Genomic DNA, 14,828 nt, shown 5'->3' on the forward strand with positions numbered 1-14,828 from the left:
CGTCGGGTCACTTTGCATTGACACGAGTAGGGAGTGACCCGTGGGACACCCTCGCAAGGCCCTGCGTACGACCGCCGTGGGCGCCGTCTCCGCGACCCTGATCGCCGGGGGCATCCTCGGACTCGCCCCCACCGCCCAGGCCGCGACCGGCATCCGGTTCGTCGACATCAGCGGGGACGGCGGCACGGTCCTCAAGGCCAACGTCATCACGCCCGCCGGGGCCGACGGCACGCACCGCTACCCGCTGCTCGTGCTCCCCACGAGCTGGGGCCTGCCCCAGGTCGAGTACCTCGCCCAGGCCCAGAAGCTGGCGAACTCCGGCTATGTCGTGGTCAGTTACAACGTCCGCGGCTTCTGGCAGTCCGGCGGGGAGATAGAAGTGGCCGGCCCGCCCGACATAGCCGACGCGTCCAAGGTCATCGACTGGGCGCTCGCCAACACCCCGGCCGACGCGCAGAAGATCGGCATGGGGGGCGTCTCGTACGGCGCCGGCATCAGCCTGCTCACCGCCGCGCACGACAAGCGCGTCAAGGCGGTCGCCGCCCTCAGCGGCTGGGCCGACCTGATCGACTCGATCTACTCCGGCCGCACCCAGCACGTCCAGGCCGCCGCCCTCCTGGACGGCGCGAGCCTCGTCACCGGCCGCCAGAGCGCCGAACTCCGGCAGATCTTCGACGACTTCTACGCATCGAACCTGTCGAAGGAACAGGACATGCTCGATTGGGGGAAGAAACGTTCGGCCACCACATACGTGGACCAGCTGAACAAGAACGGCGCAGCGGTCATGATGGCCAACGCCTGGGGCGACACGATCTTCCCGCCCAACCAGTACGCGGACTTCTACGAGAAGCTCACCGGCCCGAAGCGACTGGAGTTCCGCCCCGGCGACCACGCCACGGCCGAGCTGACCGGCCTGTTCGGCCTGCCCAACGACGTGTGGACCGACACCGAGCGCTGGTTCGACCACTACCTCAAGGGCGAGGACAACGGCATCGATCGCGAGCAGCCGGTCCAGCTCAAGTCCCGCTCCACGGGCGGCTACGAGGGCTATCCGGACTGGAAGTCGGTCGGCGAGACACGGAAGAAGATCGCCCTAGCGGGCACCACCACGATCCACACCAACGTCGACTCGGGCGCGGACGGCGGGATCGTCTTCCTGTCCAGCATCCTCGACCAGATCGCCCAGCTGCCGCCGGTCGCCTCGATCCCCCTGCTCCCCCGCCGCTGGGCCGGCGTATGGCAGTCGGAGAAGTACACGACCGCCCAGCAGGTGCGCGGCACCGCGAAGTTGCACACCACCCTCACCCCGACCAAGGAGAGCGGCACCCTCGTCGCGTACCTCTACGACGTGGGGCCGCTCGGCCTCGGCAAGCTGGTCAGCAACGCGCCGTACACCTTCCACGGGCAGACACCCGGGAAGCCGTTCGACGTCGACCTGGAGCTGTACTCCACGGCCTACGACGTCCCGGCAGGGCACCGGCTGGCCCTGGTGGTCGACACGGTCGACCCGCTCTACATCGAGCACAACCCGTCCGGCGCGCAGCTGACCTTCTCCTCGCCTGCGAACGACCCGTCGTACGTGTCGATTCCGCTGCGCGAACAGTGATCTCCGGCCGGCGCCGGGCGGGTATGGCTCTGTGAGCTGCCACCCCCCTACGGTCTTTCCGGGGCCGTGGGGGGACCCCCACCAGGCAGCAGCGTCCCGGGGATGAACGGCACATCGTAGTCGAGGTTCGACGCGATGAGCGTGCCGGCCACGAAGACGAAGAAGATCGTCGCCGGCAGGATCCAGCCGCCCGGGCCGACGACCGTCATCGGGCGGCCTCGGGCGGAGTTGGGCACACACGGGTGGTACGGAACACGGTTCGCACTCCCCCGTTCAGTGCTTGAGGATCTTGGAGAGGAAGTCCTTGGCCCGCTCGCTGTTCGGGTTGGTGAAGAACTCCTCGGGGGTGCGGTCCTCGACGATGCGGCCGTCGGCCATGAACACGACGCGGTTGGCGGCCGAGCGGGCGAAGCCCATCTCGTGGGTGACGACGACCATGGTCATGCCTTCCTGCGCGAGTTGCCGCATGACCTCCAGGACCTCGTTGATCATCTCCGGGTCGAGGGCCGAGGTCGGCTCGTCGAACAGCAGGGCCTTGGGCTCCATGGCGAGGGCGCGGGCGATGGCCACGCGCTGCTGCTGGCCGCCGGAGAGCTGTGCCGGGTACTTGTCGGCCTGGTCGGCGAGGCCCACCCGGTCGAGGAGAGCGCGGGAGTGCTTGTCGGCCTGCTCCTTCTTGCGCCCCCGGACTTTGACCTGGGCCAGCGAGATGTTCTGCAGGACCGTCTTGTGGGCGAAGAGGTTGAAGGACTGGAAGACCATGCCGACCTCGGCGCGCAGCCGCGCGAGGGCCTTGCCCTCCTCCGGCAGCGGCTGCCCGTCCAGCGTGATGGAACCGGAGCGGATGGTCTCCAGCCGGTTGATCGCCCTGCACAGTGTCGACTTCCCCGACCCCGAAGGGCCGATGACCACGACCACCTCCCCCTTGCCGACGGTGAGGTTGATGTCCTGCAGGACATGCAGCTCCCCGTAGTACTTGTTGACGTCACGCAGTTCGATCAACGGATCGACGGCCATGCCCAGCCCTACTCACTCTCAGCTGTGTCGTGGTTGCCGCAACTTATCGGGGCAAGATCGCGGTTAAGGCACGACACGCACTTTTCGGGCATTAGCCGTATTTACGTCGTACCGGGAGTCGGCGCTTCAGGGGCTCACTCCTCCGCGAGCTCGGCATAGAGCTGCGAGAGCTCGGGCACCCCGCTGGCGGCCCACTCGTGACCGGAGGCCACGACGTCGAACTCGCGGCCGGAGGCGAGCCGGATCACGGGCTGGCCGTCCGACCTGAGGTCCCAGGCGGCGCCGGGGACGGTGCGCACGATGACCGTGCCGAGGTAGAGCCCCGCGTCGTTCCCCAGCCAGGGCAGGACCTCCTCGTCGTCCCGCCAGCGCGGCACCAGCTGGTCCAGTGCCTCCAACGAGGCGGCCGTGTCGTCGAGTTGGACACCCGACCGGGACGCCTGGGAGCGCAGCAGCTCGCATTCGGAGAGGAGTTCGGCGATGCCCTCGGGGTCGCGCGCCCCCGGCTTCTCACGCCGGCCGCCCAGAAAAGGGATCTTCATACGCCCAGCGTGTCACTCACACTGCCGTACGCACTACAGGCGCGCGGGCTGTCGTTTCAGGCCGACTTCATGGCGGGTTTGCGCATGGCTCGTTGACGTGTCGCCTCTGTCTCCTTAGTTTCACGATGCGCCTTTCGTCCCCTCGTGAACAGAAGGAGCCGTCTGTGCACCGACGTGTCCGAGGTTGTGCGGTCGCCCTCGCCCTGTTCGCGGCCTTCGTGCCGGGGTGCTCCGCATCGGCGGCCCCCGCGAAGACGTCTCTCCCCCACCAGCCGGGCAAGCCGCTCCCGTTGGAGCGGCTCTTCGACACCACAGCGGTCAGCGACGACGCCCGGCCGGGCGAGGCGGACTTCGACGGCTCGGGCGCCTCCCTGTCGGCACGGGATCTCACGGCCGCGGGCTGGACGCCCGGCCGAGTCCTCACCGTGCAGGGGGCACGGCTGCGGCTGCCGGACCGACGGCCGGGCACGCCGGACAATGTGCGGTCCGCCGGGCAGGACGTCCGTCTGAGCGGCCGCGGTGACGCGCTCGCCCTCCTGGTGGCGGGCACGGGCGGAGACGAGGTCGGTGGGACGGGGACGGTGTCGTACGCCGACGGCACCCACTCCCCGTACCGGCTGACCGCATCCGACTGGCGCCGGGGCCCGCTCGGCACGAAGGCGGTCGCACTGCCGCACATCAACACGTCCGGGGGTCAACTCGCCGAGCAGGCACGGCTGTACGTCGTGACGGTGCCGCTGGTGCCGGGCCGCGAGGTCGCCTCCGTACGGCTGCCGCACGCGCCCGATCTGCATGTGTTCGCGCTGTCCGTGCGAGCCACCTCGCCGAGTTGGACGGGGAGTTGGGCCGCCTCCACGTCGGGTTACCCCGCCCTGGGGCCGCGGACCGACCGCACGCTGCGGCTCGTGGTGCACACCTCGGTGGGCGGGGCGCGGCTGCGGCTGCGCTTCGACAACACCTTCGCGGCGGTGCCGGTACGGATCGGAAGCGCGACCGTGGCGGTGCAGGCGGAGGGCGCGACGGCGCAGGATGTGCCGGTGGCGCTGTCCTTCCGGAGAGCCGCCGGTGTCGAAATCCCGGCGGGGGCACAGGCGTTCAGCGATCCACTCGGCTTCGAGGTGCCTCCGGACGCCAATCTGCTGGTGAGCTTCCACCTGCCCGACACGGTGCCGGCGGCTCCCGTCCACCGGCTCGCGGTGCAGCGGTCGTACGTGAGCGAGCCGGGCGACCATACGGCGGACGGCTCCCCGACGGCGTACGCCACTGTCCTGACCAGTTGGCCACTGCTGACCGGTGTGGACGTGGGCGGCGGGCCGGGGTCCGTGGTGGTGCTCGGGGACTCGATCACCGACGGGGACCGGTCCACGATGGACGCGAACCGGCGCTGGCCCGATGTGCTGGCTACACGTCTACGGGCGCAGGATGTGGTCCCGCACTATGGGGTGCTCAACCAGGGGATCTCCGCGAACCGTGTGGTCACCGACCGGTATCCCGGCGACGGGGTCTCCACGGACCACGGCGGGGTCAGCGCCCTGAACCGCTTCGACCGGGATGTGCTCGCCCAGACATCGGCGCGTACGGCGGTGGTGTTCCAGGGCGTCAACGACGTGCGGTGGGGCACGTCGGCCCAGGAGCTGATCGCCGGGCTGCGGGAGCTCGCGGACCGGGGGCACGCGCGCGGGCTGCGGATGCTCGCGGCGACGATCCTGCCGTGCGAGGGCGAGGCCCGGTGTACGGAGGCCGTCGACGCCGAGCGGATCGCGGTCAACGCCTGGATCCGGGACGCCGCCGAGTTCGACGGCGTACTGGACTTCGACGACGCGGTACGGGATCCCGCGCACCCCGCACGAATGCTGCCCGCGTACGACAGCGGGGACCATCTGCACCCGGGGGACGCGGGTCTCGCTGCGCTGGCCGAGTCGGTGGATCTGCGGGCGCTGGTGCCGTGACCGCCTGGGGCTGCGCCCCAGACCCCCATCGGCCCGAACGGCCTCGTCCTCAAACGCCGGACGGGCTGGTCATTGCGGGCCTTGCCTACACGTCCAGGTCGACCACGACCGGCGCGTGGTCCGACGCGCCCTTGCCCTTGCGCTCCTCGCGGTCGACGTACGCGTCGGTGACGGCCTTCGCGAAGGGCTCGTTGCCGTAGACCAGGTCGATGCGCATGCCGCGGTTCTTGGGGAAGGCGAGCTGGCGGTAGTCCCAGTAGGTGTACGGGTGGTCGTACTTGAGGGGGCGCGGGACCACGTCCGAGAGACCGGCCTCGCGCAGGGAGGCGAGGGCGGCGCGCTCGGCCGGGGTGACGTGGGTGAGGCCCTCGAAGGCGGCCACGTCGTAGACGTCGTCGTCCGTCGGGGCCACGTTGTAGTCGCCCAGGACGGCGAACGGGCGACCGCCGGCCGCGTCGCCCGCGACGGCCGCCTTGAGGGCCTCGAACCACTGAAGCTTGTAGGCGTAGTGCGCGTGGTCGACCTCGCGGCCGTTCGGCACGTACACCGACCAGACGCGGACCGGGCCGCAGGTCGCCGAGACGGCCCGGGGCTCCTCCGCGCCGTCGTAGCCGGGGCCGCCGGGCAGGCCCTTGACGACGTCCTCGAGGCCGACGCGGGAGAGCACCGCCACGCCGTTCCACCTGCCGGTCGCGTTGACCGCCGCCTCGTAGCCCGCCTCGCGCAGCTGGTCGAACGGGAACTGCTCCTCGGCGAGCTTGGCCTCCTGGAGGCAGAGCACGTCGGTGCCGCTGCTCTCCAGCCAGGCCAGCAGCCTCGGGAGACGGGCGGTGATCGAGTTCACGTTCCAGGTGGCGATACGCATGCCCCACAACTTACCGGGCGGCTCTGACACTCACAGGACCGTGGCCTCGCCCGGCGCCAGCCGCAGGTGCTCCGAGCCGCCCAGCGCGCCGATCTGGTTGTCGTAGATCGGGCGGGCGAGGTCGGTGAGCAGGGCGTCGTGGATGTCGTAGGCGCGCTGCGGCTTGACCTCGCGGACGTAGTCGATGACCTCGGAGATCTTGCTCCAGGGGGCCATGACCGGGAGCATCAGCGTCTCGACGGCGTGGTCGGGGACGGTGAGGGCGTCGCCGGGGTGGAAGATCCTGCCGCCGTCGATCAGGTAGCCGACGTTGGTGATGCGCGGGATGTCCGGGTGGATCACCGCGTGCAGCTCGCCGTGGACCTGGACGTCGAAGCCGGCGGCGGTGAAGGTGTCGCCGTGGCCGACGGTGTGCACACGGCCCGGGAACGCCGCCGAGAGCTTCTCGGCGACCGACCTCAGTGTCCAGACCGCGGCCGCCGGGTTGGCCTCCAGGGCGGCCCGCAGCCGCTCCTCGTTGAAGTGGTCGGGGTGCTCGTGCGTGACGAGGATCGCGTCCGCGCCGACGGCGGCGTCCTCCTCGCTGAACCCTCCGGGGTCGAGGACGAGCGTCTGTCCGTCCTTCTCGAGACGGACGCAGGAGTGCGACTTCTTCGTGAGCTTCATGGCCCCCATCCTGCCCCTTCGCAGGGCAGCCCGGGTGGCTCAGCCTGGTGCTCTCGCTGCTCGGCTGACGATCACTCCGTCGGGGTCGTCTCCTCGCGGATGATCTGCTGGGCCACCTTGAAGGCGCTGTTGGCCGCCGGGACGCCGCAGTAGACGGCCGCCTGCAGCAGCACCTCCTTGATCTCGCCGGGAGTGAGGCCGTTGCGCAGGGCGGCGCGGACGTGGAAGGCGAGCTCCTCCAGGTGACCGCCCGCGACCAGGGCCGTGAGCGTGACACAGCTGCGCGAACGCCGGTCGAGGCCGGGCCGGTCCCAGATCTCGCCCCAGGCGTAGCGGGTGATGAACTCCTGGAAGTCGCCCGAGAACTCGTCGGCCTGCGCCAGCGCCCGGTCGACGTGCGCGTCGCCGAGCACCTCGCGGCGCACCTTGAGGCCGGCGTCGTACGGGTCGGGTCTCCCTGTGACCTGCGGTTCCACGACGGCCGGGGCGATCTCGGCGATCGGCGCGGGCTGCGGCGGGGTGGCGGGCAGGACCGGCTTGACCGGAGCCGCGGGGATCGCCATCTGGCCGGTGGAGGAGTCGAAGGCGGGCTGCCAGGCGGTGGAGAAGTGCCGCACGAGGAGGTCGGTGACGGCCGCGGGCTGCTCGACCGGCACCAGGTGGGAGGCGCCGGGTACGACGGCCAGGCGGGCGTCCGGGATGCTCGCGACCAGAGTGCGGGCCTCGGCCGGTCCGGTGACCTGGTCGTCCGAGCCGACGAGGACGAGGGTCGGGACGGCGACACCGGCGAGCTCGGCCCGTACGTCGAAGGCGGCGAGGGCCTCGCAGGCCGCGATGTAGCAGCCGGGATCGGTCGTTCGGACCATCTGCACGGCCCACTCGGTGATCGCGGGCTGGGCGGCGGCGAACCCGCCGGTGAACCAGCGGTCGGGCGAGCTGCGGGCGATCGGGTCGAGCCCGTTCGTCCGGACGATCACCCCGCGCTGCCGGAACTCGTCGGGCGTGCCGAACCGGGGCGAGGCGGCGATCAGCGCGAGCGAGGCGATCCGCTCCGGGTGGCGCAGCGCCAGCTCCATGCCGATCGCGCCGCCGAACGCACAGCCCGCGTAGCCGAAGCGCTGCACGCCGAGCCCGTCGAGCGTGGCGAGCAGCCGGGCGGTGAGGTCGCCGACCGAGCCCGCCGGGTACGCGGGCGCGCCGCCGTGCCCCGGCAGGTCGAACCGGAAGACACGCCACTGCTTGGCCAGCTCCGGGACCTGCCGGTCCCACATGTGCCATGTGGTACCCAGGGATGGGCCCAAGATCAGGACAGGGGCCTCTTCTGGCCCGTCAAGGCGGTATTGCAGGGTGTTCGGTGGTGTCTCGCTCACCCGTCTGAGCCTCTCATCTGTCACAAGATGTCACATCGCCGGGGTGGACCTAGCGGGCCTTGCCCCGCTCCGGTCCTGCCGACGAGAACCCAGGTACACATTCTCCGGCATGTACTCGTGGCCGTGTCGGCAGTGGGCCCTGCGGGCGCGTGCCCTCCTTCAGTCGCTACGAGCAACGCTTTCCTCTTTGATCAAGGCCTCCAGGCGGTTCAGGAAGCAGCATCGAGTGTGGTGGCACGAACGAGGCTCGGCGTGATCCACCTGGAAACCTTCCGAAATCCCGCCCAACAGCAGCTTAAACACCACACGGTGAACGCTTGGTAGACGGCTTGGCCGTAGCCGGATGCTCTCAGTCACAGCCACCGGTCCAAAACCAGCAAGCGGACTCCGAAGCCACCTCGCCCCAATCCTGCAGGCCATACGACGCGCAAGTCGCTCGGCTCATAGTCCGCCTGGCTCACTCTTGCCCCTCTGCCGCACCCCCGTGCAGGCCATCCCAAGTGGTGGCGGCTCCGCGAAGATCTTCTACATCCGGCTTGACGTACCACCGCTTGGTCGTCTTTACATTCGCATGTCCGGCCCATCGCGCGAGGATGTGGTCCGGGACGCCGTTGTTGGCCAGGAAGGTGAAGCACGACGAGCGTGCGTCGTAGAGCCTGACGCGACGGAGCCCGAGGAGCTCCATAAGCCGGTACGCGCGTCGGCGAAGCTGCTTGATCGTGAAGGCGTCGCCCGCCTCATGTGCCAGCACGTAGCCCGACACCGTGTATGCCTCCCCCAGAGCGAGCCTCTCCTCGGCTTGGAGAGCCCGGAACGCCTTGAGGGCTCCCAGCACCAGCGCCGGCAGCGGCAGATCCCGCTCACCCGCAAGAGACTTGGTGTCCTTCTCCACCACGTACCGGTTGCCCATCATCGTGCGCGTGTTGGCAATGACGATCGTGGCGTTCTCCAAGTCAAGGTCTTCCCACCGGAGGCCGCAGACTTCAGCTGGACGAAGCCCCATCAGCGAAAGAAGAAGCGCAGCATAGAGACGCTCACCCCTAATTCCATGGATGAATTTCTGAACCTCCTGGACGTTCCAGGGCGGCACCTCCTCTTTAGTCTTCCGCTCTTCCTTGCGCGCTCTCCGGGGAATGGTCACGTGCGCAGCGACATTGACGTACACCAACCGCCGGGTAACGGCTCTCCCCAGCGCTTCCTTCAGCCGAGCGAGGCTCATATCCACACTCGTGACACTGAGTGGCGTCCCGGCCCTTTTACCGCGCACGCGGCCATGCGCCAGCGCCCAGTCCCTCCACTCTTCCACGTGCTCTTCAGTAAGGTCCTGGAGACGGATATTGCCGAGCCTCCCTCGAACTCGGTCCAGGGTGATCCCGTAGTTGTAGATGGTGGTTTCTTCGAGGTCCTCCGATTTCATGGCCAGCCATCGGTCGAGCCACTCATTCACTGTGATCTTGTTGGGCGGTACAAGCGACCCATCATGCCGCCGATTGGTTATGTTCGCGTACTCAGCCCTGGCCCCCTTCAACGAGTCAAAGGTGCGCCTCAACTGCTTACGCTTCCCAGTTTCGGGGTCGATTCCTGCGTCGACAACAAACCGGTATCGAACCTTCCCCTTCGAGTTCGGCGGAAGTTTCTTGATGGGATCGGACAGAATACTCACACTCCTCGAACAGGCGGACATGACTTCACAACGCCGCGTCTACCGATCGGGGTAGGCAAACTGGCGGCACTATTCGCTACGGCTCCACCGCCAAGCACAGCCGGGTGCGAACACCATTAATGCTCCGCACGATCCCCGGTTTCGGTAACCGGGGATCGTCTGCTATGTATCGCGCTGCACTACGGGAGCCTGCCCCTCATCCCTTTCTTCGCCTCGGTCAGGCGGCCAGACGGTACGAGCAGAGAGCAGGGGTCACTCCATCAGTGGCAAGCCCCAGTAGCCCGTCGCCGGTGAGGCGGTCGAGGTTGCTGGCCACGACACGCTCAAGGCGCCAAGCGCCATGAGGATGGGGGCGGGGAAGACGGGCAGATCGGATTGCGGGAATCTGCAGGTGGACCTCCTTGGGGCTGCGCTCGTTCAGGAGACCGAGTGGCGCGGGCTGCGGACTGGGGACGGCCGACCGTCTGCCGGTTCGACTCAGAGGCCCACATCCCTTTGCTGACCTGGCGTTTCCCAGCTCGTTGTACGTTGACATGATCCCGGAGGAGGTTCCAGTCCGTTGGGGCTCTTTCCCGTCTGCCGTGAGCTGAAGTGTCCTTTGACAGCGAACCCAGTCGCTTTGTCATCCAATCGAGGCGTTTGACAGCGAACCCAGTCGTTTCGGCTTCTTTGACAGTGAATCTAGTCGTGAGGGGTGAGCAGGCTGGGGGTGTCGTATGTCGGTATCGGCTGGGTCGGAAGGGACGGCGCCGTACGTCGAGGTGTCGAGTGTGGTGGGCAAGCGCGAGCGTCTGCGGCGTCCGCTGTTGGACTGTGTGTCGGTCAGGTTCGAGGATGCTCGTCCGGTACGGCCGTTTCGGTGGCCGCCAGGAGGGCGCTATTTCCCGGGCTGGTACTGGGCGGCGACGACGCGGCAGCATGTCGGTTTCGAGTCGTGGCTGGAGCGGGACCGCCTCGTGCTCATGGATTTTGACCCGGCTGTGGTGGGTGTTGCCTCCCAGCCGTTCTGGCTGCACTGGCACGACGGGACGCGTGAGCGTCGGCATGCCCCGGACTTCTTCGTGCGCCGCGCGGATGGCTCGGCCATGGTTGTCGACGTCCGCGCCGACGACTGCATCGCACCGCGCGATGCCGAAGCGTTCGAGGTGACGCGCCGGGCCTGCGCCGAGGCCGGGTGGGGCTTCGAGCGGGTGGGGACCCCGGAGACGGTGCTGCTGGCGAACGTGCGGTGGCTGTCGCGTTACCGTCACCCCCGCTGCCGGCAACATCCGGTCGCGGCCCGGCTGATGGAGGTTTTCTCGCAACCGGGACCGCTCGTGGCCGGGGCCGACAGCGCCGGCGACCGGCTGGCGACGCTGCCCGTGTTGTTCCACCTTCTGTGGCAGCAGGAGTTGTCCGCCGAGGGGATGGCGGTCGAACTGCTGGGGCCGCGCACGGTCGTGCGCCTGGCCGGTGGGGGTGCCGGATGACGGAGGAGGGGCGGCGGGTTCCGCCGACTGCCCGGATCGCGGAGTTCCCCAAGACGGCTGCTGACCAGGCCCGTTGGTGGGAGGGGCACATCTTGGAGGTACTGCATGGTCTGCCGCCGGATGCTCCCCAAGGGGCGGTGCCGCGGCCGGAGTTCGACCCCAGGCTGCACTCGCTGGCCGAACGCGAGCGGGCCAAGGCGGCCGAGCTGACGGCGGCGGGCCACCGGATGACGGCCAGCGGCGTCAAGCAGCGGCGCCAGCGTTATCACCGCGACGGGCTGGTTGGGCTGGCCGACGGCCGCTCGGCCAAGCAGCTGCCTCCCTTCGGCCAGATCGCCCCGGCGGTGGTCGACGCGATGCGGCAAGCGATCGCCGAGACGACCGATGCCTCCTCAAGGACAGTCCGATTCACCATCTGGCGGACCAAGCAGATCCTGGCATCCGGCGAGGATGGCGACGGCATCGAGCTGCCCCACGAGCGCACGCTCTACCGGCTGTTCGACAAACTGGCCGCCGGGACACATGCGACCGGCTCTGCCACTACGCGCCGCTCGCTGCATGCGCGTCCGGCCGGCCCGTTCGGGGAAGTCCCGGCCATCGCGCCGGGCGAGCTGATGCAGATCGACTCCAGTCCGCTGGATGTCCTGGTCAGGCTGGACGACGGCATCGCGGAGAAGGTCGAGTTGACCGCGCTGGTCGATATCGCTTCCAGGTCGATCACTGCGGCGGTGCTGCGGCCGACGACCAAGGCGGCCGACGCCTCCGCCCTGGTGGCCCGCAGCATCACGCCGGACATGATGCGTCCGGGCTGGTCGGAGTCGCTGCGCATGTCCCGGTCGGTACTGCCGCACCGCCGACTGCTGGCCCTGGACGAGCGGCTGGAGCATGCGGCGGCGAGGCCGGTGATCGTTCCGGAGACGGTCGTCTGCGACCACGGAAAGCTGTTCATCTCGAACAACTTCCGCGCTTCCTGCCGCTTTCTGGGCATCACGCTGCAGCCGACACACAAGGCGTCGCCCTTCGAGAAAGGAGTGATCGAGAAGACCCTGGGGTCGGTGGCGACGCTGTTCGCGCAGTTCGTCGCGGGCTACACCGGCCGGTCGGTGGACCGCCGCGGCCGGCACTTGGAGGACGGACCACTGTGGTCGCTGCCCGAGCTGCAGGAACTGCTGGACGAGTGGATCGTCGCCGTCTGGCAGAACCGGCCGCACGACGCCCTGCGCGACCCCGACGCACCGAGGCGGGCGTTCTCGCCGAACGAGAAGTACGCGATGCTGCTGGAGTCGAGCGGCTACGTCCCGGCCGCGCTGAGCGGTGAGGACTACGTCGAGTTGCTGCCGGAACGGTGGCAGGCGATCAACGCCTACGGCATCAAGATCAACCACCGCACCTACGACAGCCCGGAGTTGAACCCGCTGCGCCGTCAGCGCTCCGGCATCGCAGAGAAGAACGGCTTGTGGGAGATCCACCACGACCCCTACGACGTCTCCCGGATCTGGGTACGCGACCGCCGCGGCGACAGGGACCGGTGGATCACGGTGTTCTGGCGGCACCTGCACCGCGTCGGCGTCCCGTTCGGCGAAATGGCCTGGGACCACGCCCGCCAACAGGTCCAGGACGGCAACGAGGCACAGATCGCGGATGCGGCGGCCGCCCTGCTCCAGCGCGCCCACGATGGCCCCCAGGATGAGAAGGACCCTCCGGCCAAACGGTCTCAGAAAGATCGCCGGATTGCCGCCCGCACCCGGGCGACCGCCCCAGGCCGGGAGATCCCCGATCCGCCGACCGACCGCGAACCAACGGATGAGGACACCGAGACCTCGCCGGCCAAGGTCATCCCGCTAGGTCTGTTCGACCCGCTCGCCAACCCCTGGAGGCGCCCGTGACCCTCTCCAAGCCGACAGCCCGGCAAGCCGTCTTGCGGGAGGCCGACGCCGAGGCCGACCGACAGCTGAACACCCTGACTGGATGGCACAGGTTCATCGACGGGCCGCCCGCACCCCCGGACCTGGCCTCCCGGAGCGCTTGGCAGCAGATGCCAGTATCCGAGCGGGACCTCTACGACGAAGACCGCCTGGACCATCACGCCCGCATGCTCACGATCGCCACCTCGTTCGTCGAGAAGACGGCGATCTGCGGCCGTCGGCTGGTCCTGCTCAACCGCCACGCGATCAGCGCCCGCCGCGGGCTGATCGTTTCCGGCCCCGCGGGCACCGGAAAGACCATCGCCATCACCCAGTTGGGACGCTCCCACGAACTCCTTGACCGGGCCCGGCACCCACACGTCACCGACCGCATCCCGGTCGTCTACGTCACCGTCCCGCCGGCCGCGACGGCCCGCATGATCGGCACCGAGTTCGCTCGCTTCCTGGGCCTGCCGGTGCGGGCCCGCTCGAACATGACCGACATCATCGAGGCCGTGGTCGGTGTCTGCACCGACACGCGCACCGGTCTGGTGCTGGTCGACGAGCTCCACAACATCTCACTCACCAGCCGCCACGGCGCCGAAGTCGCCGACACCCTCAAGTACTTCTCCGAGCGCCTGCCCGCCACCTTCATCTATGCCGGCATCGACATCGCCGAATCCAGCCTGCTGACCGGGACACGCGGCGCCCAGATCGCCGGCCGCTTCACCCTGATCCCCTCCCGCCCCTTCCCCTACAACAGCGAATGGAAGGGCCTGGTCGCCACCATGGAAGACACCCTCCGGCTCCACGACCACCGCCCCGGCACGCTGACCAGCCTGGACCGATTCCTCCACGACCACACCGGCGGCATGATCGGATCCCTCTCACACGCCATCCGCGGAGCCGCGATCGACGCCATCCTCACCGGCACCGAGAAGATCACCAAGAAGAGTCTGCAGGCCATTCCGCTCGACCACACTGCCCACACCACCGCCTCGATGGCCACGAAGACCGCAACATGCCGATGAACAGCGAACTGCCGGCCCGGTATGCACCCCTACCGGTCCGCCTCCGCCCCTGCCTAGGAGAATCCTCCGACTCATACATCCGGCGCCTGGCCCGCGCCAACCATCTCAAGCCCAGCTTCCTGCACTGCTATCTCTCCGGCCCACCGCAGTGGTTCGCCAGGCCGCTCCTCGAACACCTCGCCACGGTCGCAGGCCACTCGCCCGAGGCACTCGAACGCGCCCTGGCCGACGCCAGCGCCCTGGGCGGCGCCAACAGGCCACGCCGCCGCCTGCCCAGGAAGAATCCCTTCGCCCGGCGCCAGGACCTGGCGCACCGCATCGCCCAAGAAGCCCTGAAAGGCACACGGATCCACACGCTCGCCAAGCGCTACAACCTCCGCTGCTGGGATATCCGCTTCGCCCTGGAGACCCCACGCCTGACCACCACAGAGACGGGACAGCTGGCCGACCCCATCACCGGCGAACTCGCCGACCTGATCGAGAACATGATCAGCAGAGGGCTGAACAAGAGGCAGATCTGGATCGAGCTCATGGACGACCACGACTACCTGGTCAAATACCACAGCATCCGCCACTACATCGACTACACGCGATCCGGCAGACAGCGCAAGAAGCGGTCAGCCTCCCCCTTGACATCCAACCTAGTCGCCCCAGGTCAGCGCACTGCACCCGACTAACTTCGATGTCAAAGGACATGAAGGTTTCCGGCAGACAACTTGCTCCCTGCTCGGGGCCCGACTGTGTGT

The 14,828-nt window shown here is 68.6% G+C and carries 13 protein-coding genes; 6 read left to right on the forward strand and 7 right to left on the reverse strand.

Annotation, left to right across the window (positions count from 1 at the left end):
* Positions 1-40 precede the first annotated feature (40 nt).
* A complete protein-coding gene (locus tag IG08_RS0130300) occupies positions 41-1,606 on the forward strand; it encodes a CocE/NonD family hydrolase (protein WP_030609446.1) in 1,566 nt (521 codons plus the stop codon).
* Between the two features lie 47 nt (positions 1,607-1,653).
* Here the strand turns inward: IG08_RS0130300 and IG08_RS60270 are convergent, their stop codons facing one another.
* From IG08_RS60270 to IG08_RS0130315, 3 genes are all read right to left on the reverse strand, one after another.
* On the reverse strand, positions 1,654-1,842 hold the full coding sequence (locus IG08_RS60270; RefSeq protein ID WP_158812295.1) for a hypothetical protein: 189 nt from the start codon (positions 1,840-1,842) through the stop codon (positions 1,654-1,656).
* Positions 1,843-1,879: 37 nt separating this feature from the next.
* Complete coding sequence (locus tag IG08_RS0130310; protein WP_030609448.1) at positions 1,880-2,623, reverse strand: amino acid ABC transporter ATP-binding protein; 744 nt, start codon at positions 2,621-2,623, stop codon at positions 1,880-1,882.
* A gap of 134 nt (positions 2,624-2,757) precedes the next feature.
* Positions 2,758-3,165 carry a DUF6278 family protein gene (locus IG08_RS0130315; RefSeq protein ID WP_030609449.1) on the reverse strand — a complete coding sequence of 136 codons (408 nt, stop codon included), beginning with the start codon at positions 3,163-3,165 and terminating at the stop codon, positions 2,758-2,760.
* A gap of 125 nt (positions 3,166-3,290) precedes the next feature.
* Here IG08_RS0130315 and IG08_RS0130320 point away from each other — a divergent pair, with 125 nt between their 5' ends.
* Positions 3,291-5,114, forward strand: coding sequence for an SGNH/GDSL hydrolase family protein (locus IG08_RS0130320; protein WP_030609451.1), 1,824 nt, complete (start codon positions 3,291-3,293; stop codon positions 5,112-5,114).
* 85 nt (positions 5,115-5,199) lie between these two features.
* Here the strand turns inward: IG08_RS0130320 and IG08_RS0130325 are convergent, their stop codons facing one another.
* From IG08_RS0130325 to IG08_RS0130340, 4 genes are all read right to left on the reverse strand, one after another.
* A complete protein-coding gene (locus IG08_RS0130325; RefSeq protein ID WP_030609453.1) occupies positions 5,200-5,979 on the reverse strand; it encodes an exodeoxyribonuclease III in 780 nt (259 codons plus the stop codon).
* 30 nt (positions 5,980-6,009) lie between these two features.
* A complete protein-coding gene (locus tag IG08_RS0130330) occupies positions 6,010-6,645 on the reverse strand; it encodes an MBL fold metallo-hydrolase (protein WP_030609455.1) in 636 nt (211 codons plus the stop codon).
* Positions 6,646-6,716: 71 nt separating this feature from the next.
* Positions 6,717-8,015 carry a bifunctional 3-oxoadipate enol-lactonase/4-carboxymuconolactone decarboxylase PcaDC gene (gene pcaDC, locus IG08_RS0130335; RefSeq protein WP_030609457.1) on the reverse strand — a complete coding sequence of 433 codons (1,299 nt, stop codon included), beginning with the start codon at positions 8,013-8,015 and terminating at the stop codon, positions 6,717-6,719.
* A 457-nt stretch (positions 8,016-8,472) separates the two neighbouring features.
* Positions 8,473-9,678, reverse strand: a complete 1,206-nt coding sequence (locus IG08_RS0130340; RefSeq protein WP_234343009.1) for a site-specific integrase — start codon at positions 9,676-9,678, stop codon at positions 8,473-8,475.
* Between the two features lie 716 nt (positions 9,679-10,394).
* Between IG08_RS0130340 and IG08_RS0130345 the strand changes: the two genes are divergently transcribed.
* From IG08_RS0130345 to IG08_RS0130360, 4 genes are read left to right on the forward strand one after another with little or no spacing between them, the layout of a single operon-like run.
* Complete coding sequence (locus tag IG08_RS0130345; RefSeq protein WP_030609460.1) at positions 10,395-11,147, forward strand: TnsA-like heteromeric transposase endonuclease subunit; 753 nt, start codon at positions 10,395-10,397, stop codon at positions 11,145-11,147.
* The gene (locus tag IG08_RS0130350) at positions 11,144-13,033 is read left to right on the forward strand and encodes a Mu transposase C-terminal domain-containing protein (RefSeq protein WP_030609462.1); all 1,890 of its coding nucleotides are present in this window, start codon (positions 11,144-11,146) and stop codon (positions 13,031-13,033) included. The genes IG08_RS0130345 and IG08_RS0130350 overlap by 4 nt, the downstream gene beginning before the upstream one ends.
* Positions 13,030-14,082 carry a TniB family NTP-binding protein gene (locus IG08_RS0130355; protein ID WP_106981051.1) on the forward strand — a complete coding sequence of 351 codons (1,053 nt, stop codon included), beginning with the start codon at positions 13,030-13,032 and terminating at the stop codon, positions 14,080-14,082. Before IG08_RS0130350 ends, IG08_RS0130355 begins: the two co-directional genes overlap by 4 nt.
* Positions 14,073-14,759 (forward strand): TniQ family protein, encoded by a 687-nt coding sequence (locus tag IG08_RS0130360; RefSeq protein WP_030609467.1) that lies wholly within the window; start codon positions 14,073-14,075, stop codon positions 14,757-14,759. Before IG08_RS0130355 ends, IG08_RS0130360 begins: the two co-directional genes overlap by 10 nt.
* Positions 14,760-14,828: the final 69 nt, after the last annotated feature.

The organism is Streptomyces fulvoviolaceus, assembly GCF_000718165.1.
Classification (GTDB): Bacteria; Actinomycetota; Actinomycetes; order Streptomycetales; family Streptomycetaceae; genus Streptomyces; species Streptomyces fulvoviolaceus.

Excerpts from the sequence above, each read along its gene's own strand:
- IG08_RS0130345 (WP_030609460.1), top strand. The coding sequence starts at position 10,395 with ATGTCGGTATCGGCTGGGTCGGAAGGGACGGCGCCGTACGTCGAGGTG.
- IG08_RS0130315 (WP_030609449.1), bottom strand. The coding sequence starts at position 3,165 with ATGAAGATCCCTTTTCTGGGCGGCCGGCGTGAGAAGCCGGGGGCGCGC.
- IG08_RS0130350 (WP_030609462.1), top strand. The coding sequence starts at position 11,144 with ATGACGGAGGAGGGGCGGCGGGTTCCGCCGACTGCCCGGATCGCGGAG.
- IG08_RS0130360 (WP_030609467.1), top strand. The coding sequence starts at position 14,073 with ATGCCGATGAACAGCGAACTGCCGGCCCGGTATGCACCCCTACCGGTC.
- IG08_RS0130330 (WP_030609455.1), bottom strand. The coding sequence starts at position 6,645 with ATGAAGCTCACGAAGAAGTCGCACTCCTGCGTCCGTCTCGAGAAGGAC.
- IG08_RS0130320 (WP_030609451.1), top strand. The coding sequence starts at position 3,291 with ATGCGCCTTTCGTCCCCTCGTGAACAGAAGGAGCCGTCTGTGCACCGA.
- IG08_RS0130325 (WP_030609453.1), bottom strand. The coding sequence starts at position 5,979 with ATGCGTATCGCCACCTGGAACGTGAACTCGATCACCGCCCGTCTCCCG.
- IG08_RS0130310 (WP_030609448.1), bottom strand. The coding sequence starts at position 2,623 with ATGGCCGTCGATCCGTTGATCGAACTGCGTGACGTCAACAAGTACTAC.